The organism is Roseibium sp. (genome assembly GCF_965216085.1).
GTDB lineage: Bacteria > Pseudomonadota > Alphaproteobacteria > Rhizobiales > Stappiaceae > Roseibium.
In genome coordinates, this window is record NZ_OZ244138.1 from 3,423,398 (window position 1) to 3,448,820 (window position 25,423).

The 25,423-nt window shown below is 55.8% G+C and carries 27 protein-coding genes; 18 read left to right on the forward strand and 9 right to left on the reverse strand.

The annotated features are described in order from the left end of the window. Window positions 1-37: 37 nt before the first annotated feature. Window positions 38-1,198, forward strand: coding sequence for an adenylate/guanylate cyclase domain-containing protein (locus ACOOFE_RS16050; RefSeq protein WP_420410981.1), 1,161 nt, complete (start codon window positions 38-40; stop codon window positions 1,196-1,198). Window positions 1,199-1,279: 81 nt separating this feature from the next. Here ACOOFE_RS16050 and ACOOFE_RS16055 read toward each other — a convergent pair whose 3' ends face one another. Continuing rightward, entirely contained in the window at window positions 1,280-1,873 is a 594-nt protein-coding gene (locus ACOOFE_RS16055) for a class I SAM-dependent methyltransferase (protein ID WP_420410982.1), read from the reverse strand. A 422-nt stretch (window positions 1,874-2,295) separates the two neighbouring features. Here ACOOFE_RS16055 and ACOOFE_RS16060 point away from each other — a divergent pair, with 422 nt between their 5' ends. Next, on the forward strand, window positions 2,296-3,015 hold the full coding sequence (locus ACOOFE_RS16060) for a spermidine synthase (RefSeq protein ID WP_420410983.1): 720 nt from the start codon (window positions 2,296-2,298) through the stop codon (window positions 3,013-3,015). Window positions 3,016-3,161: 146 nt separating this feature from the next. Then, window positions 3,162-4,547: a DUF3179 domain-containing (seleno)protein gene (locus ACOOFE_RS16065; RefSeq protein ID WP_420410984.1), complete on the forward strand. Its 1,386-nt coding sequence runs from the start codon at window positions 3,162-3,164 to the stop codon at window positions 4,545-4,547. Between the two features lie 31 nt (window positions 4,548-4,578). Here the strand turns inward: ACOOFE_RS16065 and ACOOFE_RS16070 are convergent, their stop codons facing one another. The 4 genes from ACOOFE_RS16070 to ACOOFE_RS16085 all read right to left on the reverse strand — a co-directional run bounded on the left by ACOOFE_RS16070 (window position 4,579) and on the right by ACOOFE_RS16085 (window position 8,441). Then, window positions 4,579-5,253 carry a DUF2161 domain-containing phosphodiesterase gene (locus ACOOFE_RS16070; protein ID WP_420410985.1) on the reverse strand — a complete coding sequence of 225 codons (675 nt, stop codon included), beginning with the start codon at window positions 5,251-5,253 and terminating at the stop codon, window positions 4,579-4,581. A 90-nt stretch (window positions 5,254-5,343) separates the two neighbouring features. After that, window positions 5,344-6,321: a cyclic nucleotide-binding domain-containing protein gene (locus tag ACOOFE_RS16075; protein ID WP_420410986.1), complete on the reverse strand. Its 978-nt coding sequence runs from the start codon at window positions 6,319-6,321 to the stop codon at window positions 5,344-5,346. Continuing rightward, window positions 6,318-7,094 carry a sterol desaturase family protein gene (locus ACOOFE_RS16080; RefSeq protein WP_420410987.1) on the reverse strand — a complete coding sequence of 259 codons (777 nt, stop codon included), beginning with the start codon at window positions 7,092-7,094 and terminating at the stop codon, window positions 6,318-6,320. Before ACOOFE_RS16080 ends, ACOOFE_RS16075 begins: the two co-directional genes overlap by 4 nt. A gap of 111 nt (window positions 7,095-7,205) precedes the next feature. Next, window positions 7,206-8,441 (reverse strand): APC family permease, encoded by a 1,236-nt coding sequence (locus ACOOFE_RS16085; protein WP_420410988.1) that lies wholly within the window; start codon window positions 8,439-8,441, stop codon window positions 7,206-7,208. A 293-nt stretch (window positions 8,442-8,734) separates the two neighbouring features. On the opposite strand from ACOOFE_RS16085, the gene napF reads away from it, so the two are divergent. The 9 genes from napF to ACOOFE_RS16130 all read left to right on the forward strand — a co-directional run bounded on the left by napF (window position 8,735) and on the right by ACOOFE_RS16130 (window position 15,874). Continuing rightward, window positions 8,735-9,223: a ferredoxin-type protein NapF gene (gene napF, locus ACOOFE_RS16090; RefSeq protein ID WP_420410989.1), complete on the forward strand. Its 489-nt coding sequence runs from the start codon at window positions 8,735-8,737 to the stop codon at window positions 9,221-9,223. 20 nt (window positions 9,224-9,243) lie between these two features. After that, window positions 9,244-9,504: a chaperone NapD gene (locus ACOOFE_RS16095; RefSeq protein WP_420410990.1), complete on the forward strand. Its 261-nt coding sequence runs from the start codon at window positions 9,244-9,246 to the stop codon at window positions 9,502-9,504. A 15-nt stretch (window positions 9,505-9,519) separates the two neighbouring features. Beyond that, window positions 9,520-12,012 carry a nitrate reductase catalytic subunit NapA gene (gene napA, locus ACOOFE_RS16100; RefSeq protein WP_420410991.1) on the forward strand — a complete coding sequence of 831 codons (2,493 nt, stop codon included), beginning with the start codon at window positions 9,520-9,522 and terminating at the stop codon, window positions 12,010-12,012. A gap of 22 nt (window positions 12,013-12,034) precedes the next feature. Next, a complete protein-coding gene (gene napG / locus ACOOFE_RS16105; protein WP_420410992.1) occupies window positions 12,035-12,844 on the forward strand; it encodes a ferredoxin-type protein NapG in 810 nt (269 codons plus the stop codon). Then, window positions 12,841-13,752, forward strand: coding sequence for a quinol dehydrogenase ferredoxin subunit NapH (napH, locus tag ACOOFE_RS16110; protein ID WP_420410993.1), 912 nt, complete (start codon window positions 12,841-12,843; stop codon window positions 13,750-13,752). Before napG ends, napH begins: the two co-directional genes overlap by 4 nt. 21 nt (window positions 13,753-13,773) lie before the next feature. After that, the gene (locus ACOOFE_RS16115; protein WP_420410994.1) at window positions 13,774-14,217 is read left to right on the forward strand and encodes a nitrate reductase cytochrome c-type subunit; all 444 of its coding nucleotides are present in this window, start codon (window positions 13,774-13,776) and stop codon (window positions 14,215-14,217) included. 24 nt (window positions 14,218-14,241) lie between these two features. Then, entirely contained in the window at window positions 14,242-14,943 is a 702-nt protein-coding gene (locus ACOOFE_RS16120; protein ID WP_420410995.1) for a NapC/NirT family cytochrome c, read from the forward strand. Window positions 14,944-15,013: 70 nt separating this feature from the next. After that, window positions 15,014-15,280 (forward strand): hypothetical protein, encoded by a 267-nt coding sequence (locus ACOOFE_RS16125; protein WP_420410996.1) that lies wholly within the window; start codon window positions 15,014-15,016, stop codon window positions 15,278-15,280. A 66-nt stretch (window positions 15,281-15,346) separates the two neighbouring features. Further along, window positions 15,347-15,874, forward strand: coding sequence for a DUF2478 domain-containing protein (locus tag ACOOFE_RS16130; RefSeq protein WP_420410997.1), 528 nt, complete (start codon window positions 15,347-15,349; stop codon window positions 15,872-15,874). 9 nt (window positions 15,875-15,883) lie between these two features. Here the strand turns inward: ACOOFE_RS16130 and ACOOFE_RS16135 are convergent, their stop codons facing one another. Beyond that, the gene (locus tag ACOOFE_RS16135; RefSeq protein WP_420410998.1) at window positions 15,884-16,693 is read right to left on the reverse strand and encodes a DUF1194 domain-containing protein; all 810 of its coding nucleotides are present in this window, start codon (window positions 16,691-16,693) and stop codon (window positions 15,884-15,886) included. A 177-nt stretch (window positions 16,694-16,870) separates the two neighbouring features. On the opposite strand from ACOOFE_RS16135, the gene ACOOFE_RS16140 reads away from it, so the two are divergent. Beyond that, on the forward strand, window positions 16,871-17,692 hold the full coding sequence (locus ACOOFE_RS16140; protein WP_420410999.1) for an enoyl-CoA hydratase: 822 nt from the start codon (window positions 16,871-16,873) through the stop codon (window positions 17,690-17,692). A 49-nt stretch (window positions 17,693-17,741) separates the two neighbouring features. Here the strand turns inward: ACOOFE_RS16140 and ACOOFE_RS16145 are convergent, their stop codons facing one another. After that, window positions 17,742-18,611 carry an AraC family transcriptional regulator gene (locus tag ACOOFE_RS16145; RefSeq protein WP_420411000.1) on the reverse strand — a complete coding sequence of 290 codons (870 nt, stop codon included), beginning with the start codon at window positions 18,609-18,611 and terminating at the stop codon, window positions 17,742-17,744. Window positions 18,612-18,775: 164 nt separating this feature from the next. Here ACOOFE_RS16145 and ACOOFE_RS16150 point away from each other — a divergent pair, with 164 nt between their 5' ends. The 3 genes from ACOOFE_RS16150 to ACOOFE_RS16160 all read left to right on the forward strand — a co-directional run bounded on the left by ACOOFE_RS16150 (window position 18,776) and on the right by ACOOFE_RS16160 (window position 21,420). After that, window positions 18,776-19,306, forward strand: a complete 531-nt coding sequence (locus ACOOFE_RS16150; RefSeq protein WP_420411001.1) for a CoA-binding protein — start codon at window positions 18,776-18,778, stop codon at window positions 19,304-19,306. A 538-nt stretch (window positions 19,307-19,844) separates the two neighbouring features. Beyond that, window positions 19,845-20,012, forward strand: coding sequence for a hypothetical protein (locus tag ACOOFE_RS16155; protein ID WP_420411002.1), 168 nt, complete (start codon window positions 19,845-19,847; stop codon window positions 20,010-20,012). Window positions 20,013-20,139: 127 nt separating this feature from the next. Beyond that, complete coding sequence (locus ACOOFE_RS16160; RefSeq protein ID WP_141187270.1) at window positions 20,140-21,420, forward strand: O-acetylhomoserine aminocarboxypropyltransferase; 1,281 nt, start codon at window positions 20,140-20,142, stop codon at window positions 21,418-21,420. A gap of 74 nt (window positions 21,421-21,494) precedes the next feature. On the opposite strand, the gene ACOOFE_RS16165 is transcribed toward ACOOFE_RS16160, so the two are convergent. Further along, window positions 21,495-22,622 carry a COX15/CtaA family protein gene (locus ACOOFE_RS16165; protein ID WP_420411003.1) on the reverse strand — a complete coding sequence of 376 codons (1,128 nt, stop codon included), beginning with the start codon at window positions 22,620-22,622 and terminating at the stop codon, window positions 21,495-21,497. A gap of 138 nt (window positions 22,623-22,760) precedes the next feature. On the opposite strand from ACOOFE_RS16165, the gene ACOOFE_RS16170 reads away from it, so the two are divergent. Beyond that, window positions 22,761-22,976 carry a DUF2842 domain-containing protein gene (locus ACOOFE_RS16170; RefSeq protein WP_141187272.1) on the forward strand — a complete coding sequence of 72 codons (216 nt, stop codon included), beginning with the start codon at window positions 22,761-22,763 and terminating at the stop codon, window positions 22,974-22,976. Here ACOOFE_RS16170 and ACOOFE_RS16175 read toward each other — a convergent pair. After that, window positions 22,973-24,061: a polysaccharide deacetylase family protein gene (locus tag ACOOFE_RS16175; protein ID WP_420411004.1), complete on the reverse strand. Its 1,089-nt coding sequence runs from the start codon at window positions 24,059-24,061 to the stop codon at window positions 22,973-22,975. The genes ACOOFE_RS16170 and ACOOFE_RS16175 overlap by 4 nt on opposite strands. A 108-nt stretch (window positions 24,062-24,169) precedes the next feature. Here ACOOFE_RS16175 and ACOOFE_RS16180 point away from each other — a divergent pair, with 108 nt between their 5' ends. Further along, on the forward strand, window positions 24,170-25,411 hold the full coding sequence (locus tag ACOOFE_RS16180; protein ID WP_420411005.1) for a GNAT family N-acetyltransferase: 1,242 nt from the start codon (window positions 24,170-24,172) through the stop codon (window positions 25,409-25,411). Window positions 25,412-25,423: the final 12 nt, after the last annotated feature.

Here is a 25,423-nt window from a genome sequence, read left to right on the forward strand (position 1 = left end):
CTTGGCTTGCGAGCATCATTTCCGGGGGTGGGGCATCGTGGTGAATCCAAACGAACGCTCAAGTCGTGACACGATCATTCATTGGCTGATGGCTGAAGGACCGCGGCAAGAGACACCCTCAGCCTTGCTTCACAATTATTGCCTCAAGCTGCGCGAGTTTGGAATCCAAGTCGACAGATCCACAATGGGTGCTCCAATCCTCCACCCTGTCGCAAAATCCTCTTTTGTGTTTTGGGACCTGGCCGCAGGGCCCAGCCAACGCTGGTTCACCTACACACCGGACCAGCTTGAGTTGTTAAAAGCCAGTCCAATATTAAAGATCTACACTCGCGGTGAACCGTCCTCGCTGCGGCTAGATCAACCCGCAGAGCGGAGCCGATATCCAATTGGAGATGATCTTTGGGCCGAAGGGTATATTCAGTACGAAGCCCTGCCCCTAAAGTTTTCAGACGAGACCTTCAAGGTTCTAACGCTGGCGACAAAGTCATCCCATGGCTTCACGAAAGCGGACAAGGCCTTGATCGACGCAACGCTTCCCGCTCTGACATTGGTATTTGAAGGATTTGTTTCCCGAAACACTGCAAAAACCTTGATGGAGACCTATGTCGGCAAAAGGGCAGGTTTACGGGTGCTAGACGGGGAGATCGCACGCGGTGACGGAAGCCCCATTGATGCCGTGATCTGGTTCTCCGACCTTCGCGGTTTCACGTCCCTGGCGCAATCCCAGGACGAAGGCGAGCTTCTCAAGCTCTTGAATGACTATTTTGAAATCCAAACAGATGCGATCGAAACCAATTCCGGAGAGGTTCTCAAATTCATAGGTGATACCGTGCTGGCGATATTCCCTTATGAAAACTCAGTAGGCGATGCAGTCGCGCGGGCTGAAGCTGCCGCTTTTCACGCATTAGGAGACAGTTATCCGCAAGATGACTTTTCCTTCGGCATCGGCCTCCATCCCGGGTCAGTGTTTTATGGAAATGTCGGAGGAGGCAACCGCCTGGATTTCACGGTTATAGGTCCCTCTGTGAACCTCGCAAGCCGCATTGAAGGATTGTGCAGCTTATTGGACTGCCCTCTTTTAGCCTCGGCCGACTTTGTTGAACAATCAGCGCAAAAGTGGGTATCGCGAGGACAATATGAATTGAAAGGTGTTGCCAGCGACACCGAGGTGTTTTCGCCGGAAACGGACGCCAAATAGGCTGTCGTGAATAGGATTGCGCACGTAGCTGTCCCGACGGTCGTCACCCAATGATGACGCATCTGCGTCCACTGCTAAATCTTATCTTTTGCACCCCAAAACCAGCACAAACGGATCGACTGTTCCGGCAAGCCCGGCTTCTGCGCCCTCATGGGTTTTCAGAATTTCAAATCCGGTGCTCTCCAAAATCCCGGTGAGGTCTTCCGTTTCAACGTAGGTGTACTGGCGGCCGAACTTGTCGCGTTTTTCCCCTGTGCCGCGTTTCATGCCGATGTGAAGAATGCCATCTGGCCTCAGTGCAGCGTGGGCGGTCGCAATGTGACCGGGCAGATCGGCGCGCGGCGCATGCAGCAGGCTGAAGTTTGCCCAGATGCCATGATAGCTTTCAAGGTCTAGCGGATCGGCAAACGTGCCCTGGCGCGCGTCGATCCCGTATTTCTCGCGAGCGAGCGCCACCATTTCCGCCGACGCATCGACCGGATCGGGATCATAACCGGCAACTTTCAAATGGTAGGAAAACATCCCCGGCCCGCAGCCCCAGTCGAGCACCCGGCCACCGGGCGGAAGGTGGCTCATGAAGGTTTTCAGCGATCCGCTCGGTTCTTTTTGGTCGAAATTACCGGCATATTCTGCGGCCTTTGTGTCGTAAACCTTGATCGTTGTCTCATCAGTCATTTTGTAAACAGCACCTTGCAAGCCTCTGAAATCAGACAGTTCTCTTGTTCGCAATAAATTGGAACGCCCAAGGCGCTCCCTATACCTAAGGTAATCGGATATAGAAGTTGTAGGAGCCAGTCCAAGTGTCCTAATTGGCGGGTCGTCGAACAGACCTCTTAAACACGGTCATCCCCGCCCCTGAGCGGGGATCCACTCGCATTTCGACTTGCTGCTAGTTCTGAACGTATGCGCAAAGGCTCTGCAAACGAGTGGATCCCCGATCTCCGCTATGCTGCGTCGGGGATGACCGGCGTGAGCATGGTCACAGCTTTCTCTGTTTTCGTTCGCGTTTACCGGTAGCTACATCCTCCCTGCCCCTGAACCTGGGAGCAACTCACATCCACCCTTCCCAAACCCTTCTTCGCCCGCCATGGTGCGGCATGAGCAAAATGTTTGAAGAACTGGATTACGCCCCGACCCCCATCGGCGCGGTTTCCCTGAGGCGGCGGCATCTTCTTGCGCTGAACACCGATGTCTTTGAGATCCTGCTCGGCGAAGAGCATTTGATGTCGAGCCTGTTTACCGCGTCAGAAGTGGCGCTGGCGGATTTGGGCATTGCGGCGCTCAACGGAGAAAATCTGGACGTGCTCGTCGGTGGGCTAGGGCTCGGCTACACGGCGCAGGCTGTTCTGGCTCATGAGACCGTCGCCAGCCTGACGGTGGTCGACCTTCTGGAGCCGGTCATCCGGTGGCACAAAGAAGGCCTCGTGCCGATGGGAACCGAACTTGCCGTCTCGCCCCGCTGCAAATTGGTGCAGGGCGACTTCTTTGGCCTGGCCATGTCTGAAACCGGCTTCGACACAGACAGTCCATGCCGGCAGTTCGATGCCATCCTGATCGATATCGACCACACGCCGGAGCGGCTGTTGCTTGGCGGTTCAAAGAGCTTCTACACGCCGGACGGATTTCAGGCGCTGCAGCGATTTCTAAAACCCGGCGGCGTTATGGGGATCTGGTCCGATGAGGCCCCGGATCCAGCCATCACGGAGCTGCTTGGCAAAGCCTTTGACGAGGCCTGGGCAGCGCCGGTCATATTCGAAAACCCGCTGCAAGAGGGCCGCGAGGTCACCCAGGCAGTGTATCTTGGCCGGAAAGCCTGAGCAGAGACTTAAGGATCGCCCTCGAATGTGCGTTCACGCGCCCTCTCATCTGCTCACTGGGAGCTGACATTTCGTGATTGGCTATTTTTGCAGATAACCCCGCAGAGTAGACGCTAAGACGACACAGACACGCGAAGGACCGTTCCATGACACTGGAATTTGGTTTGCAGTCCCGCTTTGTCCGCTTGGCACTAATCACAGCGCTTTTCTGTTTGTGGGTCGGCCAGGTCACCAGCCAGGCTCAAACGCCCCTGCCCGATTATGTCATCGAACACTTTGGTGAGCCACCAGCCATCCCGAAGGGACCACTTTCTGCGGAATTACAGGCGGCCATTCAGACCGCCATTGTTGAAACGGTCAAACAAGGGGCCTGGGGCAACAAACAGGCGGAGGCTCTCAAGACAATTGCCGCTTCAAAGGATCCGCGGGTTGCCTGGTGGATTGCGGACTTGATGCGGTTTGCAACGGCGCCACAGTTGAACGCCGTGCTTACAGATGCCGCCTCCGATGTGCTTGCGAAAAAACTGCCGTTTGAAAACAGCTGGGGCATGCTGACAGACCATCTGATCGCCTGGGATATTCCTGCCCCGCCGGATTACCTGGCGGTGAAGCGGGAGGTGTTCACCAGCATCGTTCCGGGATGGGAGAAGATCTTTGTCGACGGGGACATTGACTGGCGTCATGTCTCCTGGGGTGGCGTCCTCATCGATGACCGGCCCTTTGATACAACAGACGAGGCCTGCAATTGCATTCCCGCCGCAGACAATCCGGAGACCAGCAGCGCCAAAGAGGCAACATGGCTCAAGGACGACGACATCGTATTCGGTATTGTTGTGAACGGGGAAAGCCGGGCCTATCCGCGGCGGATCATGGAAGTCCGCGAGATGGTCAACGACACGCTCGGCGGCCGACATCTCGGCATTCCCTATTGCACGTTATGCGGCGCGGCGCAGGCTTACTTCACCGACCAGCTGCCGGAAGGCGTTGAACGGCCCGTCTTGCGCACGTCAGGCCTTCTGATCCGGTCCAACAAAGTAATGTATGACGTCAACACCTATTCAGTTTTCGACACATTTCTCGGCAAGGCGGTCACTGGACCCTTGGCAGAGAAAAACCTGCAACTCGACCAGGTCAGTGTGGTGACCACCGATTGGGGCAGATGGAAAAAGGCGCATCCGGACACAACCGTGCTGGTCGAAGCGCTCGCCCTCGGCCGGGACTTCGACTTCCGCAATGGACGGGATGCCGATGGACCGATTTTCCCGGTCGGCGATGTCGATCCACGCCTGCCGGTGCATGAGGATATCATTGGCATTGTCACGGCCTCTGGAACTCCTGTGGCTTTCCGGAGAAGCAACGCCTTTGTGGCTTTGCAAAAGGGCGAAGACATCGGATTTGAGAACGTCCGCCTGAAACTTGATGCCGGTGGGATCAGAGCCGTTGATGCCGACGGAACCGACCTCGGCAGCCATCAGGCCTTCTGGTTTGCCTGGTCGCAGTTTCATCCCGGAACCAAGCTTTGGCCGGAATAAAGCACTTGGCATTCAAGCGCGGTTTCGACACTTATTTGGCGGTGTCTTTTTGGTCCTTGAGGGATGCCTGGCCCTTGGGCGTCAAACCATAAATCCCGCGCTCGACCCGTTCGAACCAGCCGTAATGGTCGTCGGCCATCATGCGGGTGGCGCGCTCCACCCCCGCCGCCTTGGCAACCTCCGCACCGCGGCTTGGGCCGTTCGCGGCTAGATGCTCTGCGCAGCGGATGGCATCCTGGCGGTAGGCAGTCACGAGTGTGGTCCGGGTCGAACCACCGGTATTCGGGTCTCCGACGCGGCGGGCAAATTCCCGCAAAAGCCGGTCCTTGCGCGGTTTCGATTTTTTCGGCGCATAAGGACCGGGGTCCAAATGCACTTCGACAAACCCGTCGGACAGCCGGACCGTGATCATGCCGAGACCCAGCCGTCGGGCGAGTTTGATGTTGGATTTCAAGGCAGATTGAAACCGCTTGCCCTTGCCCCTTGCTATCGCAACATAGACCGCATCCGTGATTGCCTGACGCTCAATTGCCTGATGGAACAGGCTCAAGGTGAAGCCGGTTTTCAGTTCCACGATCACCGGGTCTTCGTCCCCCCGGCAGGCAACAACATCGGCCGCACCAACTTCGGCCTTCACCTCATACCCTTGGTTTTCAAGAAATGCTTTGACCGGCTGATATAGCTCGGTTTCCAGAATGCGCCCCATGGCTGTCACTCTATGTTGGGTAGAGAGGTGGAGCAATCCGCCGGTTGCTGCAGAACTGACCTTTTCCACGTTCCGGACAGACTAGTGGGGTCAGCGCCATCGATTGCGCCGGATCCGCTCGTCGATGGGCATGCGGGAAAAATACTCCGGCACATTCAAAACCATCGGCACCGAAAGGCCGTTCTCATAGTGCACAAATTCCTCCGCCGACGGCCGGAACTTCATGGTGGCGTAAAACCGTGCAAGGTGCGGAACACAATCGATGAAGATCTCGGTCATGCCTTCGGTTTCGACAAAGGTGGCAATTCCGGCGAAGATCCGCATATAAGTGGCTCCGCCCCGCCACTTTTCCGGAATGGCGTATTTGGTGATCACGCATGTGCCGTCTGGGTGATGAGGGGAAGCCGCCATCCCGTAGAGATCCGGCAAAATCGACAGGCCGCCGTGTTTGGAGAAGTTTACCCGGGCCGTACCAGCATCCTCGCCCTCATAAACGGCAAGAAAACTTGTTCCATGCGCGTCAAGCGGGTCGATCAAAATGCGTCGGTCATGGTCTGCGTACGGCGAGTCCCGGCCAAATTCCCCGCAATAAACCTCGTATCGTACCCGCTGTGCGCGGAATAAAAGCTCGGCAGTCGTACACTGAAACACCTCGATCGGGGACGACGGCGTGTCTTCAAACTCGTCCAGCAGCACTTCGTTCTGCTGCAGCCGCGCCCGCATGATTTTCGCAAGATACCTCGAAAAATCAGCAGCAACTTCCGGATTGATGTCTTCCAGGCGCTTCAGCTCCTTGTGGCCGATGCCAAGCCCGCGCACTGGAGTCAGCGTTTCGACCCGGGCCGACGCACCGGTCCCAGTCAGAAAACCGAATTCACCGAGTATGGTGTTGCGGCCCGACGTAAGGCTGGTGGTTTCGCCGCCCTGGTCAAAACGAATTTCCACTTCGCCTTCCAGAACCAGCAACATCTCGCTGCCATAACCGCCCTGATACCGGAGCACGTGGCCAGCCTCAAACTGGCGCTCCGGACATATCATTTGTAGAGCATCCACGATGACCGGCTTCATTTGGCAGCGCCCTCTGTCTCACCAACAGTTTCCCGAAGAGAAGACAGTGGTTTTTTCTGGACAACCACCTGATCGAACACCGCTTCGGAATCCGGCCATTCCGTTTTGAACACCCGATCGAGAAACCGTGTTCCCAAGCCATAGTTGCCGGTGTACCTGGAGTGATGCAGCGCGTGATAAACCGTTGACGTGATGTATTTGCCTTTGACCTCCATAAAGTTTTCGGACCGGATTTCATAATTCGCGTGCCCATAGGAGTTGATCACCAGATAGGCCGCGAACCAGGCAGCAATTCCGAAGAAGTTCAAATTAAAGACAAAGATGTCGATGAGAGCGAGCGCTCCCAGGATCCCGAGATCGAAGATGAACTTCTCCCAAAACGAAAAAGACAACGCGGTAAACGGACTGGATAGACGGCTCTTGTGATGCTCCGCATGGATCCAGTGAAGCGATTTCAGATGAAATGCCCGGTGCGAACTGTAGTGCCAGATCTCGGCCCAAACTGCGGTTAATAACAGACTGGCGAAAAAGCTCCCGACCGACCGGCTCGAAAACAATCCTGCCAGCAGGAAGATCATCAATACGACGGCATGCAGCGGCGTATGCAGGGAGTTTTTCAACTCGCGCCGAACCTGAGGATCCTTAATCGGAAGGTCGTAAATCCGGTCGCGTGAGAGATCGACTTCGTAGTCTTCTACGCAGAGCCAAAAGAGCGCCATCAAGTGACCAATTACAGCTATGAGGCACAGCATCGCTGTTTCGGAAGCGCTCATATTTCGGTCCTGCAAGAGATGGTTCAACAAGATCAAGCGTGGGATTGAGGCTAGAAAGTCCCGCTAAACCGGTCAAGTCCAATATGTTTTGGCCCTTATTTCGCCTGGAAATCAGTGCCCGCCGGAAACACCTGAAAAAATTTGGAACCCGGCAATCGACAGACACATAGCAGTGCCCAGAATGCCCCACCAGCGGAACTGGTGTATTGCCCCCTTCCCAATCTGCCGGCCAACGGCAAACAGTGCGAGATTGACCAAGGCAAAGACGCTCAAGGTGACAAGGCTAGTCGCTTCAGCAAGCCGCACCAGCGGGAAAAACAAGGCGAGGCCCAAAACTATCAAAGCAACTGTCAACGTGGCCCGTGCCGGGGTTTGACGGCGGTCGTCGACTTTAGCAAACCATTGCGGCGCGAGGCCTTCGTTGGCCATGCCGTAAAGCACCCGGCTTGCCATAACGATCTGCACGAGAATTCCGTTCACCATGGCGATGGTGGCCATGGCAGCAACAGATTTGCCCGACAGACCGGATACAGATTCAAAGAGAGCCGCAAGGGGCGCGGTTGATGATGTGATCGCCTCGCGGTTGCCGGCAAGAGCGGCGATGACCGCAAGCACCACATAAATCACCAGCGTGATGCCAAGCGTCCAGACCACAGCAAGCGGCACTGTTCTTTCCGCTTTCTGAGTTTCCTCACTCATATTGACGATGTCTTCAAAGCCGATGAAGGCAAAAAACGCCAACACGCCACCGGATACGATCCCGGCCAATGCTGCTGAATTCAATGACGGAACAAAGGTGTTTCCGACCGCAGAAAAATCACCAAGCAAAGGCAATCCGAACACAATCACCACAAACAGTGTCCCGACTTCGATGAGGGTCACCAGAGCGGCAAAGGCAACACTTTCGCGCACACCGAACCAGGCAATTCCGAACAAGATCAGAACGATTGTGGAAACCAGTAAAGTTTCTGGAAGCGCAAGAAAAACCTGAACATAACCTGCAAAGGCAAGCGCAATTGCTGCGCTGGATATGATCCCTGTCGCAACGACCCCGAAACCCGCAAGCCGCGCGAATACACTTCCAAGGCCCCGATTGACGAAAACAGCTTCTCCGCCAGCTACCGGATACCGCCGTATCAACAGTGCATAGGAGATGCCGGTAACTCCGGCGATCACACCGGCGAGCAGAAACGACAATGGTGCCTGATCGCCAGCAAGCGCCAATACTTCTCCGATTAGAGCAAAGATGCCAGCGCCAACAGTGACGCCGACTCCATAAAAAACCAGCCAGGGAAGAGTCAGTGTCCGATTAAGTCTGGCCGGTGGATTCGAATTCGAACTTGTCATGAGGGTTACTCTTGCCCAGCTTGTTCAGTCGTCCAATCGGCGCGACTACGTATTCCGCGAAGAAACTTGTTTCTTAAACTGATGCGCGAGTGGCGTTCGCGGGGCGGGGATGGTCTTACAAACACCATAACCAATGCCCCGTGACCTGTGTGTTTTGCCTCAAGTAGTGCAGCTAAAACGCGGTGTCTGAAGCAGAATTTGATCTGAAGCAAAGATCCCGGCCCATTTTTTCCTTAGCTTCCGGCAAAAGACAGACTAGGCTGTCTTCATAAGGACGTGTGAGGAACGGTGGCATGACCGCCCCAAACCCAAGTCGGCGGAATTTTTTGAGGGGAAAATTCGCTGAGACGGACGCAGCCATTCTGCGCCCGCCTGGAGCCACGGCCTTTTTCGACCAGAAGTGCACCGAATGCGGCAAGTGTTCGGACGCCTGCCCTGAAAACATCATCGTCATCGGAAATGATCGGCGCCCGGTCGTAAACTTCGAAATCGGCGCCTGTACGTTCTGTTCAGCCTGTGCGGACATCTGCCCGACTGAAGCGTTAGACCCTGCCCGTGTCCCTGACTGGGACTGGAAAGCTGAGGTTGGCGATTCTTGTCTTTCGCATCAAGGCATTACCTGCCGGGCGTGCGAAGACGTCTGCGAACCACGTGCAATTCGATTCCGATTATCAACAGGCGGGAAATCGCATCCCGTTTTTGACATTTCTCAATGTACTGGCTGTGGTGAGTGCGCATATTCCTGTCCTGCGCGCGCCATATCATTTGCCAAGATGGAATAAGCACGCGCGAGGGAGAGAAAATGAATATTTGCGGCTGTCTTGTTCACGCCTCGGTTGAGTCTGTGAATAATGTTCGCGATGGAATTCAGGCGCTCGATGGCGCTGAAGTTCATGCTAGTTCCGACGATGGGCGTCTTGTCGTCGTCGTTGAAGATTCAGGGTCCACACTTGCCTCGGACCAGATCATGGCCATGCACCAAATACCCGGTGTGATATCGGTCACCCTTACTTACCACCATTTCGAAGACCTATCGCAGCCGGTCGCTCGCGCCACTGCCTAATGCCGGAGATCTGCCATGACTACCTCAGAATCCCGTCGTAACTTCCTCAAAGCGACAGCCGCCGCCAGCACGGCAGCAGCTGCCGGTATCCCGCTCGCAGCAACGCCAGCGGCTGCCCAGCCACAATCCGCTGACATCCGCTGGGACAAAGCCCCTTGCCGTTTCTGCGGCACCGGCTGTTCCGTTCTTGTCGGCACCAAAGAAGGTCGTGTGGTTGCCACCCAGGGCGACCCGGACGCGCCGGTGAACCGTGGGCTAAACTGCATCAAGGGCTACTTCCTGTCCAAGATCATGTACGGCAAGGACCGCCTGACCACGCCGCTGCTGCGTAAATCCAACGGCGTCTACGACAAGAATGGCGACTTCGAGCCAGTGAGCTGGGACGAAGCCTTCGACGTCATGGCGCAGAAATGGAAAGAAGCGCTGGCCAAGAAAGGCCCGACTTCGGTTGGTATGTTCGGCTCCGGGCAATGGACTGTCTGGGAAGGTTATGCCGCTGCAAAATTCATGAAGGCCGGCCTTCGGACCAACAACATCGACCCGAATGCACGCCACTGCATGGCGTCGGCGGTTGTCGGCTTCATCCGCGCCTTTGGCATTGACGAGCCGATGGGTTGTTATGACGACCTTGAGCACGCCGATACATTCGTGCTCTGGGGCTCCAATATGGCGGAAATGCACCCGATCCTGTGGTCGCGCCTGACCGACACCCGCCTGACCAAAAAAGACTGTGAAGTCCACGTTCTGTCGACCTTCGAACACCGTTCGTTTGAGTTGGCCGACAACGGTATGGTGTTTGCCCCGCAAACCGATCTGGCGATCCTCAACTACATCGCCAACTACATCATCCAGAATGATGCGGTGAACTGGGACTTCATGAACAAGCACGTCAACATCAAGAAGACGGCGACCGACATCGGCTATGGCCTGCGCGACAACAATCCGCTGCAGATGGAAGCTGCCAATCCGAATTCCGGTAAACTGACAGAAATGAGTTTCGATGATTACGCCGCAGCCGTTGCGGAATATACCGTCGAAAAGGCATCGGAAATTTCCGGTGTTCCGGTTGATCAGCTGGAACGTCTGGCCAAACAGTATGCCGACCCGAACCGGAAGGTCATGTCTCTGTGGACCATGGGCTTCAACCAACACACCCGCGGATCCTGGGTGAACGGCCTGATGTACAACGTCCACTTGCTCACCGGCAAAATCTCGGAGCCAGGCAATTCGCCTTTCTCATTGACCGGTCAGCCGTCTGCGTGCGGCACCGCCCGTGAGGTCGGTACCTTTGCCCACCGCCTGCCGGCGGACATGGTGGTCATGAATGAAAAGCACCGCGATATCTGTGAGAAGGCATGGAATGTTCCGACAGGGACAATCCCGCCGAAACCCGGCTTCCACGCTGTTCTGCAGCACCGCAAACTGAAAGACGGTGATCTCAACGCTTACTGGGTTCAGTGCAACAACAACATGCAAGCGGCGCCCAACATGAACGAGGAAGGTTTCCCGGGTTACCGCAATCCAGAAAACTTCATTGCGGTGTCAGACCCTTACCCGACCGTGACTGCATTGGCAGCCGACTTGATCCTGCCGACCGCCATGTGGGTGGAAAAAGAAGGGGCTTACGGCAACGCGGAACGCCGCACTCAATTCTGGCGCCAGCAAGTCAAAGCACCGGGCGAAGCCCGGTCCGATGTTTGGCAAGTCATGGAATTCTCCAAACGCTTCACTGTCGAAGAAGCTTGGGGCGAAGAGCATGTTGCCAAGATGCCGGAGCATGCCGGAAAGACCCTCTTTGACGTGTTGTTTGCCAATGGGGTTGTCGACAAATACCCGGTTTCTGAAGTCGCAGACGGGTTTGACAACGACGAATCCGAACATTTCGGCTTCTACGTTCAGAAAGGCCTCTTCGAAGAGTATGCCGAATTCGGCCGCGGCCATGCCCACGACCTGGCATCCTTCGAAACCTATCACCAGTCCCGCGGCCTGCGCTGGCCAGTCGTCGACGGCAAGGAAACGCTTTACCGCTTCCGCGAAGGCTATGACCCTTATGTTGCTGAAGGCAAAGGCGTCGAGTTCTACGGCAAACCAGACGGCAAGGCGAACATCATCTTCGCACCATACGAACAAGCCGCCGAAAGCCCAGATGAAGAATTCGATCTGTGGCTGTGCACCGGCCGTGTTCTGGAACACTGGCATTCCGGGTCGATGACCCGCCGTGTCCCGGAACTGCACCGGTCCTATCCGTCGGCTGTTGTCTACATGCATCCGGACGATGCCAGAGACCGTGGTCTGCGCCGTGGCCAGGAGATCCTGATCTCCACCCGCCGCGGTGAAATGCTCAGCCGGGTTGACACCCGTGGCCGGAACAAGCCGCCGCGCGGCCTGGTCTTCGTGCCGTGGTTCGATGAAAGCCAGCTCATCAACAAGCTGACTTTGGACGCAACTTGCCCGCTCTCCAAGGAGACGGATTTCAAGAAATGCGCCTGTAAGATCGAACGCGCGTGATCTGAGCTGAAGGTCAACCGCCATGCCAGCCTCACCAAACCCCAAGTCCCCTGGCCGCCGCCGTTTCCTCACGGATACGGCGCGTGCCGCTGGCGGATGTTTGGTCGCAGGATCGCTTCTTGCCTATGTCGCGCGTGATGCCCGTGCGCTGCCGGCCGAAGCTCTGCGTCCACCCGGGGCCCTTGGTGAGGATGACTTTTTGTCAGCTTGCATCCGGTGCGGTTTGTGCGTGCGCGACTGCCCCTATGACACGTTGAAGCTGGCTGAACTCGGTGAAGACGGGCCAGCAACCGGAACGCCCTATTTCACCGCGCGCGACGTGCCTTGCGAGATGTGCGACGATATTCCTTGTGTCGCCGCCTGTCCGACGGGGGCGCTTGATCCCAAACTGGACAAAATCGATGACGCCCAGATGGGAACGGCCGTCCTTGTGGATCAGGAAAACTGCCTGAACTTTCTCGGACTACGCTGTGACGTCTGTTACCGGGTGTGCCCAGTAATTGATGAGGCGATCACACTGGAGCCCTCGCATAATACGCGGTCAGGCAAACACGCCATCTTTGCACCGACCGTGCACGCGGAGCGCTGTACTGGCTGCGGATTGTGCGAAAAGAGCTGCGTGCTTCCCGAAGCTGCGATCAAGGTTCTCCCAACACGGCTGGCCCGCGGTTCGTCTGCCGAACATTACCGCAAAGGCTGGGAAGAAAAAGAGCGCAAGGGCGCCCCACTTGTAGAAGGTATCATCGACCTGCCTGACCGGATGCCGGAACCACTTTCCGGACCCGCAGGTGAATTCAAGCCAGCCTTCAAACTTCCGGGGGTCAGCCAATGAGTGCAAAAACCAGACTCCCGGTTGGACAGGAAGCCATCGAACACAAAGGCTGGTTGGGGGCCCACCGGTTCCTCATCCTGCGGCGTCTGTCCCAGGCGTTTTTCCTCGCCCTCTTCATGCTGGGCCCATGGTTCGGGCTTTGGTGGGTCGTTGGAACGCTGGCCGGGTCCAGAACGTTTGATGTGTTGCCGCTAACCGATCCGCTGGTTCTGTTGCAAAGCCTAGCCGCCGGCCATCTGCCGGAACTGACAGCTTTGATCGGCGCGATCATCGTTTTGGCCGTCTACGCCCTGATAGGCGGCCGGGTCTATTGTTCCTGGGTCTGCCCGATCAATCCGATTACCGACGCCGCTCATTGGCTGCATGACCGTCTTGGCATTCAAAAAGGCTGGCAGCCCAACCGCAACACCCGGCTTTGGGTCCTTGGAACTGTTCTGGCCGTCAGCGCTCTGACCGGCACGATCGCCTGGGAAGTTGTCAATCCGATCACCCTGCTGCACCGCGGGCTGATATTCGGCATGGGTTTCGCCTGGACAATCGTGGCCCTGGTCTTCTTCTTCGACCTGTTTGTCTCCCGGCGCGGCTGGTGCAGCCACATCTGCCCGGTTGGCGCCTTTTATGGTCTGGTTGGAACAAAAAGCATCCTACGGATAACTGCCGCAGAACGTGCAAGATGTGATGACTGCATGGATTGCTACGCGGTCTGTCCGGAGAACCACATCATATCCCCTGCACTCAAGGGCAAACCTGGCGATACGCCGCTGATCCTGTCCCCTGATTGCACCAATTGCGGACGTTGCATCGACGTCTGCTCAGTCGACGTATTCGCATTTACCCACCGGTTCGACGACCGGGTCAAAAACATAGATAAGCCGGCCGGGGATTTGTCCACCGGTCCCGCAATTTGAACGGAGCAACGGAGAATAGAGATGAAACTGCAAGTTCTAGTGGGAATATCAGCCCTTGTTGTCTCTACAACTCTGGCAGGCTTTGCAATCGCACAGTCGTCCGGATCTGTTCAGAGTTTGCGCAGCGGTGAATTGCCGGACACGCTTCGAGCCGAGCAGGTTCACAAACAAATGGAAGGCCGCATGAAGCGGAACTACCGCCAGCAGCCTCCCCTCATTCCGCATTCCAGTTCGCAATATCAGATGGACAAGCGCACCAACCAGTGCCTTGGCTGCCATGATTGGACGGTCGCCGGGGAGCGCGGTGCACCAACCCTGTCGATGACCCACTATCTGGACCGGGAAGGCAATCAGCTCGACACCGTCGCCGGGACCCGCTGGTTCTGCAACCAGTGCCACGTCCCGCAGGCGAATGCTCCAGAGCTGGTCGGCAACGACTTTCAACCGTCCAACGCATTGCGTTAACGTGGGAACAGGAGAGACACCAGCATGTCCGATCCGCAAAACAAACCGAAACAAGGCCTGATCCGCAGGCTCTGGGACGGCTTTTGGAGCCCTGTGTCCGCTTTCAGCGTCGGGTTCATCGTCATCGCCGGTTTCCTAGGTGGGATCATCTTCTGGGGTGGTTTCCACTGGACCTTGGAACTGACCAACACCGAGGAGTTCTGCGTTTCCTGCCACACGATGGAAACCAACCTCGGCGAATACCGGCAAACGATCCACTACAACAACCACTCCGGTGTCCGAGCAATTTGCTCCGACTGCCACGTGCCGCATGAATGGCAGCACAAGGTGAAAGCCAAGATCATGGCGGTCAAGGACGTCTACCATGAGATCGTTGGCACGATCAGCACGCCGGAGAAATACGAAGAGCACCGGTTGCAGATGGCATCGATTGTCTGGCGGAAAATGAAAGCTTCCGACAGCCGTGAATGCCGGAACTGCCACTCTTTCGACTACATGGATTTCACAATCCAGGAGTCACGTGCGGCTTCCGAACACCAGCGCGCCATTGACAACAGCATGACCTGTATCGATTGCCACCAGGGGATCGCGCACGCTTTGCCGCCCGGTCACCAGGAAGAGTACAACAAGATCAAGGAAGACTTTAAAGCGAACGCCGCGCCAAACAGTTCAGAAACAAAAAGTGTCGCGGAAATACGCACTTACGTCGACAAACTGTCAAACTGATTCAAGCCCGGAGCGCCAGAAAACCTATCCGGCGCTCCGGATGCTCTCGATATAAAGAAAAGGTCTTAGCATGCTTGGTATTCTCGATTTGCTCGGAACCATCGGCGGAAATGTCCTTAGTTTTCCTGGCATCCTCGGCCTCGGCCTCGGCATGATGACACGCAATTGGATGCTTGCAGCCATCATGGGCGGCATTGTCGGCGTGCTGGAAACCGTCCTCTTTGCAGGCTTCAACTTCTCAGCGATTGCGCCGCTTGATATGGCGGTTGCCATTGTTGTCGGTGTACTGGCCGGTAGCCTTGGCTGTGCGATCCGGCACAAGGGCGCGACCGTTTAACAGCTCCACATCAAACCGCGCGGCTTTGGGATCACTGGAGCTGCCACAACTCAAAAAAACAAGATTATGGCAGACCGCACTCCGATTTGCGCCGCTGTCGTTTGCTCTGACGGAGCAATGATAGACCGGCTGTTCCAGACTTTGTTCGACGCTCTACGCCAGGAAAAACATCCTGTCTCCGGTGTTCTCCAGCGGCGGGCCGAATTCGGTGACACGTGCTGTGCCGATATGGGCCTGGAGATGTTGTCGACCGGTGAAACCATCGAGATTTCGCAGCCACTTGGCAAAGAATCCCAAGGCTGCCGGCTCAATCCTGGTGCCTTGTCAGATATCACCGTGCGTCTCACCCGGGAATTGGACTCCACACCAGACCTTCTTTTGTTGAACCGGTTCGGCAAGGGCGAGCACGATGGTCAAGGGTTCCGCCAGCTAATCGCCAAGTCACTGGATCAGAACATTCCAGTCCTGACGGCTGTCCGCCCGCCCTATCTGGACAGCTGGCGCGAGTTTACCGGAGACCTGGGTGTCGAATTGCCCGGCGATCTGGAAGCGGTCCAATCCTGGTGCAGCAGCATCCTGCCAGCCCGCCATTAGACGTAAAACTTAGGGATCCAGGAAAAACTGCTGCCTGAGTTTCCGCCAGATTTTTTCGCCTATCAGGCAGTCATAGGGTTCTTCGAAGGTGATTTGGGCCGGTAGAACACGGGGCGGTTTCATTGGCATCCGCCCGCCGATTTCCAGAACAAGTTTCCGCCGGACCGCTTCTGGGAATTGATCCCAATCGTTCACCGGGATCATGAAGCTGCCAGGCCCGCCGATCACACAGCGGCGGTAATACTCATCGAGATCGGGAATATTGAACTGAGTGCCGAAGCCGCTGGTTGTCATCAGCGGCAGGCCGTTGATGACAAATCCGGCCTCCACCGCAATATCCCGGGCCCGTGTCACCGTCTGCCCTTGATTGTTCGGCCCGTCTCCTGAGATATCGATAACAAACCGGTCGGCCGCATAGGGCACGTCCAGCAACAATCTTGATGCATGGCGGATGGCACCTGAAATCGAAGTCCGGCGCTGACCGAAAGTGGTGTCGGCAAGAACGGTATCCGAGAAACCTTGAGCATGTTCAAGACGCTCGATCACGGTCCAGGGCACAATTTCGCGGGCGTGACCATCGTTGGCCCATTCGAACATGGTAAGCGCGATCCGGCCATGAACACCCTGCTTCACTGCCTTGACGACCGCCGGGTCCGCAATGGCAGCAGCATAACCTTTCCGCTGGAGCGTTATTTCATCCGGAGACATGGAGCGGGAGACATCGACGGCTAAAACCAAGGCGACGTCAACCAGCTCCTCCGCCTTCCCGGCAGATGAAACACCCACGGCGCCCGTCAAAACCATCAGGGCGGCCAACAAGAACAACGGCCTCCGCATGGGCAAAATGATAACCAAAAAGTTGTCAATCGCCAGCGCGGAATGACCCGGAGCGGATAAAGCATCCGTGAGATTTGGACTTTAGCCCAGGCTCGGGTACTCGCGGACCTGCGAGCGATCAGTTATAAAGCGCCAAACACAACTCTCCAGGAGCCCCTCATGACCGATGCCGCCGCTAACGACACCGTGGAAAAGCCTATGCTGGCAACACTGCTTCACGAAGGCGTCTACCGGATCGTCATGCAGCGCCCGGAACGGATGAATGCGCTGTCGACCGAAATGATGACAGCGCTTTCCGAAGAACTCACCAAGGCCGCTGAAAACCCCGATGTGCGTGTGGTGCTACTAGGTGCGGAAGGCAAGGTCTTTTGCGCCGGGCATGATCTTAAAGAACTGACCAGCGCGCGCGGTGAAGCTGATGGCGGAAAAGCGACCTATGAACGGATCATGCGCCAGTGCTCCGACCTGATGCAGCAGATTGTGCGCCTGCCCAAACCCGTCATTGCCGTTGTCACCGGCGTTGCGACAGCCGCCGGCTGCCAACTGGTTGCTTCGTGTGATTTGGCGATTGCCACGGACACCGCCACCTTCTGCACCCCTGGTGTCAATATCGGCCTCTTCTGTTCGACACCGATGGTGGCGCTCAGCCGCAACGTTGCACCGAAACAAGCAATGGAAATGTTGCTGACCGGCGAGAGCATCGATGCCTCCACGGCGAAAGACTTCGGCCTAATCAACCGGATTGTTCCGCGAGACTACCTGGAACAAGTTGTTCAAAAGTATGCTGAATCGATCGCGTCCAAATCCGCCCATACAGTGAAAATCGGCAAGGAGGCCTTTTATCGCCAGCTGGAAATGCCGCTGTCGGAGGCCTATGACTTTGCCGCCGAAATCATGGTTGGCAACATGATGGCCCGCGACGCGGAAGAAGGCATCAACGCCTTCCTGCAAAAACGCAAACCGGAATGGACGGACAGCTGACCTCAAAGCGGAGGGATCTCCCGAAACCAATAGCTTTCGCTCATGTCCGTCAGACAATCGGTAGGAAAATATCGGTTTCTGCGTCCTGTTCCGCCACATCGGGATAGAACGTCAGGCGCTGGACGAAGAGCGGAAAATCCCGGAGGTCTTCGCCGCTTTGGGGGAGCCAAACACCATAAAGGCTGCGGATCTTATCTCCGGCGTGATCCAGACTTCCTTTGTGCCGGATGACTGCGCAGCGCCCGGCCGGTATCGTCCGGTCGACCACACCAATGCCGTTGGGTTCGGCCGGACGTGCCAGTTCACAGCAAACCCCAAACCTGAAGTCCGCCGCATCGCAATCTTCCGGATCCTCATAAAGGATATTGAAGGTGGCAGACTTAGCGGGCGGCAGGCTGTTTTCGCGGCGCCATTTGATGAACTGCTGTACGGTGCGGGGCAAAAGCGCAGGATCGCCCTGGTGAACCAGTTCGGCAACGTTTGTTTCGGGAAAATCGATCAGCCGGATCTCTTCGGTCGAAAGTGCGCTGGTCATGAACATTGTCCTCGTCTTGTCAAAGGTTTCAAACACCGTTTGCCAAGAAGACCAATCAGCCTCCTTCCGGAACTCTGTGGGAGAACACCCCAAGAGCCGTTTGAAGGCCCGCGAAAAACTCTCTGAGTTTTCGTACCCCGCTTGCAGTCCGATGTCTGTTACGGACAGATCTGGCCGGTACGCAAGCAGTTCTCCTGCTCGTTTCAAACGGAGAAACCGGTGGTATTCGGCGACCCGCAGTCCTGTTACCGCCGCAAACAGCCGTTGAACATGAAAGCGCGAATAGGCCGCTTGAGCAGCCATCTGATCAACATTGAGCGGCCGATCGATCGAAGCTTCCAGATATGTCAACGCAGCTTGAATCCGCTGCCGGTAGAGTGTCACCCAATACCTCCGTGGTCTTCTGTTTCTGGCACCATTTGATTTAGCCTGCTCCTCTCCCCGTTGCCTGACCGAACGTGCGAAATATCCCCCTTGCGCAAAAATCATTGCCAGCTTCAGGGCTTCCGGTATTTATAGTCCCCTCTTCACAGGAGCCGTCTTTCTTCATGAATCACGACACATATTCTGACACCTACATCAAGGCCATCTTGGATGAGGTGAAGACCATTGCCTTGATCGGGGCGAGCGCCAATAGCGTGCGGCCGTCCTACTTCGTTTTGAAATACATGCTCTCTAAGGGATACGAGGTTTGGCCGGTCAATCCCGGACAGGCAGGCAAGGAAATCCTCGGCCAGACGGTCTATGCGTCTCTCGAAGACCTACCGGGTACGCCGGACATGATCGACATATTCCGCAATTCCGAAGCGGCCGGTCAGATTGTGGACGATGTGATTGCCAGTGACCGTCTGCCGAAAGTGATCTGGATGCAGCTGACCGTACGCCACGACGAGGCGGCGAAGCGGGCCGAGGCTGCCGGTATCAAGATGGTGATGGACCGCTGCCCGAAGATCGAATACGGACGTCTGTCGGGCGAAATCGGCTGGGCGGGTGTCAATTCACGCACCCTCTCCTCAAAACGTCCGGCCCTGAAAGCCGGATTTCAACACCGGGGGTTGAAGGGCACACAAAATGGCTGAAACGCCATTTTCTCCGGCGTTGAAGCCTTACCTAATTGGTCCGTCCCAAAACTTCTGAACAGTTTTGACGGCCACACTTGTCGGCGTCAGCACAACAGAAAACTGCATCAACCCGCGTGCAGCTAAAATCTGATTAACAGTCGATTAAACTGTTAATGGAATGTTTAGGCGTATATTCATTTTCTTCATCAACACTTTAACGATCTGCTAACTCTTCAAACCAGGAGGTAGTCATGATCGATATGTTGATGCAGTTTTCCTACTTCCATATCGCGATACTGATGGCCGCAGTCATAATAGTCATAGCCAAAGCCATATAGGTCGCGCCGGCAGAAACTTGGAGACATTCGGCTCTTAGGTCCTCACGTGGGGCGTCTGTTCAGTCGCTCCGTTTTCCAGGAGCGATTTCGCCACGGACAATCGATAGACTTTTAAGCGAATTTGTTCCGAATCCGGCGAATGTCCTTACCAGTTTTTCCATTCACGGTGTTTAAGGTGTGCCCTAGATCGAATCTAGATGCCCGAATTGGACAAGTGAATGCTTCCCGAAGTTCTTGATACCGGCCTTCTTGCTTGTGCAATGCCGCTCGCGGCGAGCGTTCTGCTGTTTGGCATTTATTCGGTGATCCGGACGGAGAGCGCTCTGGAACGAAGCGCACGCGCCGCTTTTGTTGCCGACCAAGCCCTTGCCGCTGACGCTCAATAAGCTCAAGTCCTTATCTTTCAGAAAAAGAACATTTTTTTTCGTTTTTTCGCGATCTGCGAAATCGATCCTTTGACCTCCCGCACTGGTTTCGCCAAACTGCGCGCAACATACCTAAGGGAGGTTCTTAATGAGCGAAAATATTCCAGGCTTTTCCACGCTGGCCATTCATGCCGGCGCGGCTCCAGATCCGGCGACGGGCGCCCGGGCCACGCCGATCTATCAGACCACATCCTTTGTCTTTGACGATGTCGATCATGCGGCCTCCCTTTTCGGCCTGCAGGCGTTCGGCAATATCTACACCCGCATCACCAATCCGACGACGGCCGTCTTGGAAGAGCGGGTTGCGGCACTCGAAGGCGGAACAGCAGCCCTTGCCACGGCGTCTGGCCACTCCGCGCAGCTTTTGTGCTTCCACACATTGATGCAACCTGGCGACAACATCGTTGCCGCGAACAAGCTTTATGGCGGGTCGATCAACCAGCTCAACCATTCCTTCAAGAGCTTCGGCTGGGGTGTCAAATGGGCCGATCCCTCAGATATTGGATCCTTTGAAGCAGCCATTGACGACAAAACCCGTGCGATCTTCATTGAGAGTCTAGCCAATCCGGGTGGCATCATCGTCGACATCGAAGCGATTGCGGCTGTTGCCAAGGCCAAAGGCATTCCGCTGGTCGTCGACAACACCATGGCTTCGCCATATCTCTGCCGTCCGATTGAGCACGGCGCGGATATTGTCCTGCATTCCCTGACGAAATTCATGGGCGGCCACGGCAATTCCATGGGCGGTATCATCGTCGATGGCGGGTCTTTTGACTGGTCGGCCTCCGGTAATTACCCGCTACTATCTTCGCCGCGCCCGGAATACCAAAACATGGTCCTGCATGAAACCTTTGGTAATTTCGCATTCGCAATCGCCTGCCGGGTGCTCGGACTGCGTGATCTTGGTCCGGCGATCTCGCCGTTCAACGCGTTCATGATCTTGTCAGGCATCGAAACCCTGCCACTGCGCATGCAGCGCCACTCCGACAATGCCAAGAAGGTCGCCTTGCACCTGTCCGCCCATGACAAAGTGTCCTGGGTGTCTTATGCAGCGTTGCCGGAAGATCCACATCACGCCTTGCAGCAAAAGTACATGCCCAAAGGCGCCGGGGCGGTCTTCACCTTTGGTGTTGAGGGCGGCTATGACGCTGGCGTGAACCTCGTTTCCAAGGTGGAACTCTTCTCGCATCTGGCCAACATCGGCGACACCCGCAGCTTGATCATCCATCCAGCCTCAACCACCCACCGCCAGCTTTCTGACGAGCAGAAAACAGTTGCCGGTGCAGGACCGGATGTGGTGCGGATTTCCGTCGGCCTGGAAGATGTCGACGACATCATCGCCGATCTGGATCAGGCCCTCGCCGGGTAAAGTCTCCAGTTTATTTTAAACAAAACAGCCCGCCAATTGGCGGGCTGTATCTATTTTCGCTTGTAAGCAGCTGTCTACACCCGCACTGGGTACTCGCCCTTTAATGCCACCAAATAGTCGACGGCAGCGGCCAGAACAAATACAGCAAACCCTTGGTGAACCAGTGCGACACCGAGCTGATGCATGGAGAGGTCGCCTGTGAACGCGCCAAATCCAAGCAGCGTTCCAATTCCGAAAACCATCTGCAGGACAACAAAGGCCGCAAGATGAAACGCAGGCAGGCGCACGCGTTTGGCTTTTGTCACCGAACACGTCCGCCAGACAAGAACCACGGCCAACGCGACCAGCAGATAGGCTGCCATCCGGTGCTGAAACTGCACGGTTAGGATGTTCTCAAAGAAATTCAGCCACACCGGCGCCTCCGACAACAAGCCGGACGGGATGATCTGCCCGTCCATCAACGGCCAGGTGTTGTAGGTGAACCCAGCATTGAGACCGGCGACCAGCCCGCCGAAGAACAGCTGAACAAAAAGAACAGCCATAAAGATCCAGCCGAACGGCAGCAAAGCTGTGCTTGTGTGTTTTGGCGGGACGTCATGAGGTGCCAGCCGCCGGGCGATCCAGAACAGATACGCAAAAATGATCAGCGCCAGCGTCAAATGCGTTGCCAGCCGGTACTGGCTGACATCGACACGGTCCACCAGACCGGACGCCACCATCCACCAGCCGACAAATCCTTGAAGCCCGCCGAGTGCAAGACCAACCACCAGGCGCGGTTTCAGCCAGGGTTCAATCCGGCCCGCGGCCCAAAACGCCACCATGGGGACAAAAAACGCGATGCCAATGAAGCGGCCAAGCAGCCGGTGCCCCCACTCCCACCAGAAGATGAACTTGAACTCGTCCAAGCTCATACCCTTGTTGATCAGCTGGTACTCCGGGATCTGCTGGTATTTTTCAAATTCTTCCTGCCATTCGGCATCCGACAACGGCGGAATAGCGCCGTGGATCGGCTTCCATTCGGTGATCGACAGTCCTGACTCGGTGAGGCGCGTCGCCCCGCCCACGACAACCATGACCAGGATCAGGAAACAAACCGCATAGAGCCACCACCGGATCATCGTCCGGCTGCTGTGAATGCGCGCTTGTTCTTTCGATCCGAAATTCTGACCGGCAGCCTGAAGGCTATCCGTGGACACTGTCATTGTCCGCTTTCTCCGAATTTTTCTAAACTGGTTTGACCTTTGGTACGGGGAGATATAGGTGCGGAGGGAAAGCGGCAAGCCTTAGCGGCTCAGTCGCGGCAAATCATCGCTTTTAAGTCCCTACCGCACGGATCACACATGGTTCCCTCGTTCCGCAAATTCTTCGGCATGGTTGTGCTGGTCATCTTCGTTGTCGTTTATGCCTTCCTGGCAATGGTGATCGGCGACATGACTTTGCAGCAAGCATCGAACCTCGTGAGATTCGGCTATTTCGCTGTTGCCGGCCTTTTATGGGTCGTACCGGCAGGCGCAATCATTTGGTGGATGGAACGCGGCGGAAAGAAGAACTCTTAAGTCCGTGCTTTTGCCCGGTCTCTCAATCCGAAACCTGAAGACAGCCAACTGGCTGCTTTGTAAAGGGCAAAGGGGGCTCCGGTCAGATACTGATCAATGATTGCCGGATCCTGATAACAGCCGTTCACCGACACCCGCGGTAACAGCATCAAGTCGCGCGTATTCGCCGACTGCAGGATCCCTGGAAAAGTCGTGACTGCGGATGCAAATCCGATCGCGCGCGCAATTTCGGCCGCGCCTTCATTTACTGCATTCGGTTTGCCGTAAGGATAAGCAAAGTGCTTAGGCCGCTGGCCGAGTTCATCTTCAAGCCTTTGCAAGCCTTTATCGATGTCCGCGCGCGCAAGATCCGGATCAAGCCGGGCCAGGGCAAAATGGTCATGGGTGTGCGCCCCAATTGTCACCAGCGGATCTGAAGCGAGTTGCCGGACCTCATCCCAGGTCATCATTTCCCGGTCAGCAAGGTCTTGAAGATCAACCCCGTAGCGATCGGCCAACGCTCTGATTATCGCGCGTTGTTCCTGCTCACTGGCCTCAAGCGTCAGATAGTCTGTGAGCTTATTAAAGCACCTACATTTTTCGTCCGCTGTCCGGCAAGAAATCCCCTCTCGGGCACCGTCTTCAGAGAACACAATCTCATCTTGGCTGCCGATCATCAGCTCCAGCGCTTCCCACCAGAGTTCTGTGGTCCGATCAATCAATCCGCTGGCGACAAACACCGTAAACGGCGCCTGCATCTCTTTCAGGACCGGATAAGCAACATCCAAATTGTCTTTATAGCCATCGTCGAAGGTTAGAACCGCATACCGCTTTCGTCCGTAGCCGGACTTCAACAGGTCCACGGCCTCATCAAGCGCCAGAATTTCATAGCCATTGGCGCGGATCCGCTCGACCGTCAGCCGCAAAAATTCAGGTGTGATCTCCAGATGACGGTTTGGCTGAAACGCACCATCCCGCTCCGGGCGAACGTGGTGCAGCATAAAAACAGCGCCGCAGCCTTGCGTCATGGGCGCCAGAAGCCGGCTTAACCCCGTTTTTTGCAATATCCCAAACGCGCTCGAAAACGCTTTGTAGCGAATGCTCATCTGGCGAGAGGCCCCAAGTCTAGAAAGTAATCCAATAACGCACGTTTTCTTTAATAATTATTGATATTTCTAGCGAGAGTTTAGTCCGTATTGAGTGTGAGTCCCTCCGTGTCCGCTGGCTTTTCCCTTGCCGAAAAACCCTCAGAAGTTTCCGTTAGGTCCGATGACATATCTGAGGACGTTCAGAACCAGCACCCTGTGACGACGGCAGCAATCGATCTGCAACTGGTTACCGGTTTCGAACAGGCCGCCGAGGACTGGCAGAAGCTTTATGAAACCGGATACGCAACGCCATACCAAAGCCGGACATGGTGCCAAGCCTATCTGGAAACGCTTGGCCGGGAGAATGATAACCAGCCGCTAATCGCCGTCGCACGTCAAGCGGGCCAGCCTGTCCTGCTGCTGCCCCTCTTATTAAAGAAGAAGGCGGGGTTTTGTTTTTTGAGTTTCTTAGGTGCCGGCATCGGCAATCAGAACACGGGACTTTGGGACCGAGCGTTTTATGACACTGTTCAAAGCGGCACGATCCAAGATCTCCTTGACCGGATCTGCAGGGTAGCAAAGGCTGATTGTCTCGCCTTACAAAATGTCCCGGTCTCGTGGCACGGCCGAAAGCATCCACTTTGCCTGGATAATGCCCAGCCCAGCCCAAGTCCGGTTTTCCGGGGCAATGTCGACAGCGATTTTCAGATGCTTTTTGCTGACACTCACAGCAAGTCCGCCCGCAAAAACCTGACGCGCAAACAGCGGCATCTTCAGGACGCCGGTGACTATGAGTTTGGCCGATGCTCACAAGAACAAGAGATTGAAGCCGGACTCGAGGTATTCTTATCGCAACGCGAAGCCCGTGCCCGAATTACCGGTATCCCGAATGCATTTTCCGATATGAAAGCGCAGGCATTTTTGCGAACTGTCTTAGGTCTTGAAGGACGTCTAGCAAACACCAATCCTCCGCTTCAAATCTGGACCTTGAAAGTAAGCGGGAAAATCCGCGCCACATATTTGTGCGGCCGCCATCAGGAAGCGCTTTATGCCTACAGCAACAGTGTCGCCCATGATGAGCTATTGAAAAACAGTCCTGGGCTCGTATTGATCCGGGAGATCATTGAAGAGATCTGTGCAGATCCTGACACGACTGTTTTGGATCTCGGTATCGGCGAAGAAAAATATAAAACCGGCTGGACATCGCCGGAAGCGCTTTGCGACGGCCTTTTGCCGGTCACCGTCAAAGGCCAGATCTTTTCTAAAGCACAGTCTGCGAAAACCCGGCTGAAATCAGCAATCCGGAATTCTGATCGCCTGTGGCCGCTGGTGAAGAAAGTCCGGCAATGGCGGGCGCCGGATAAATAGCCCTGCCCTCTC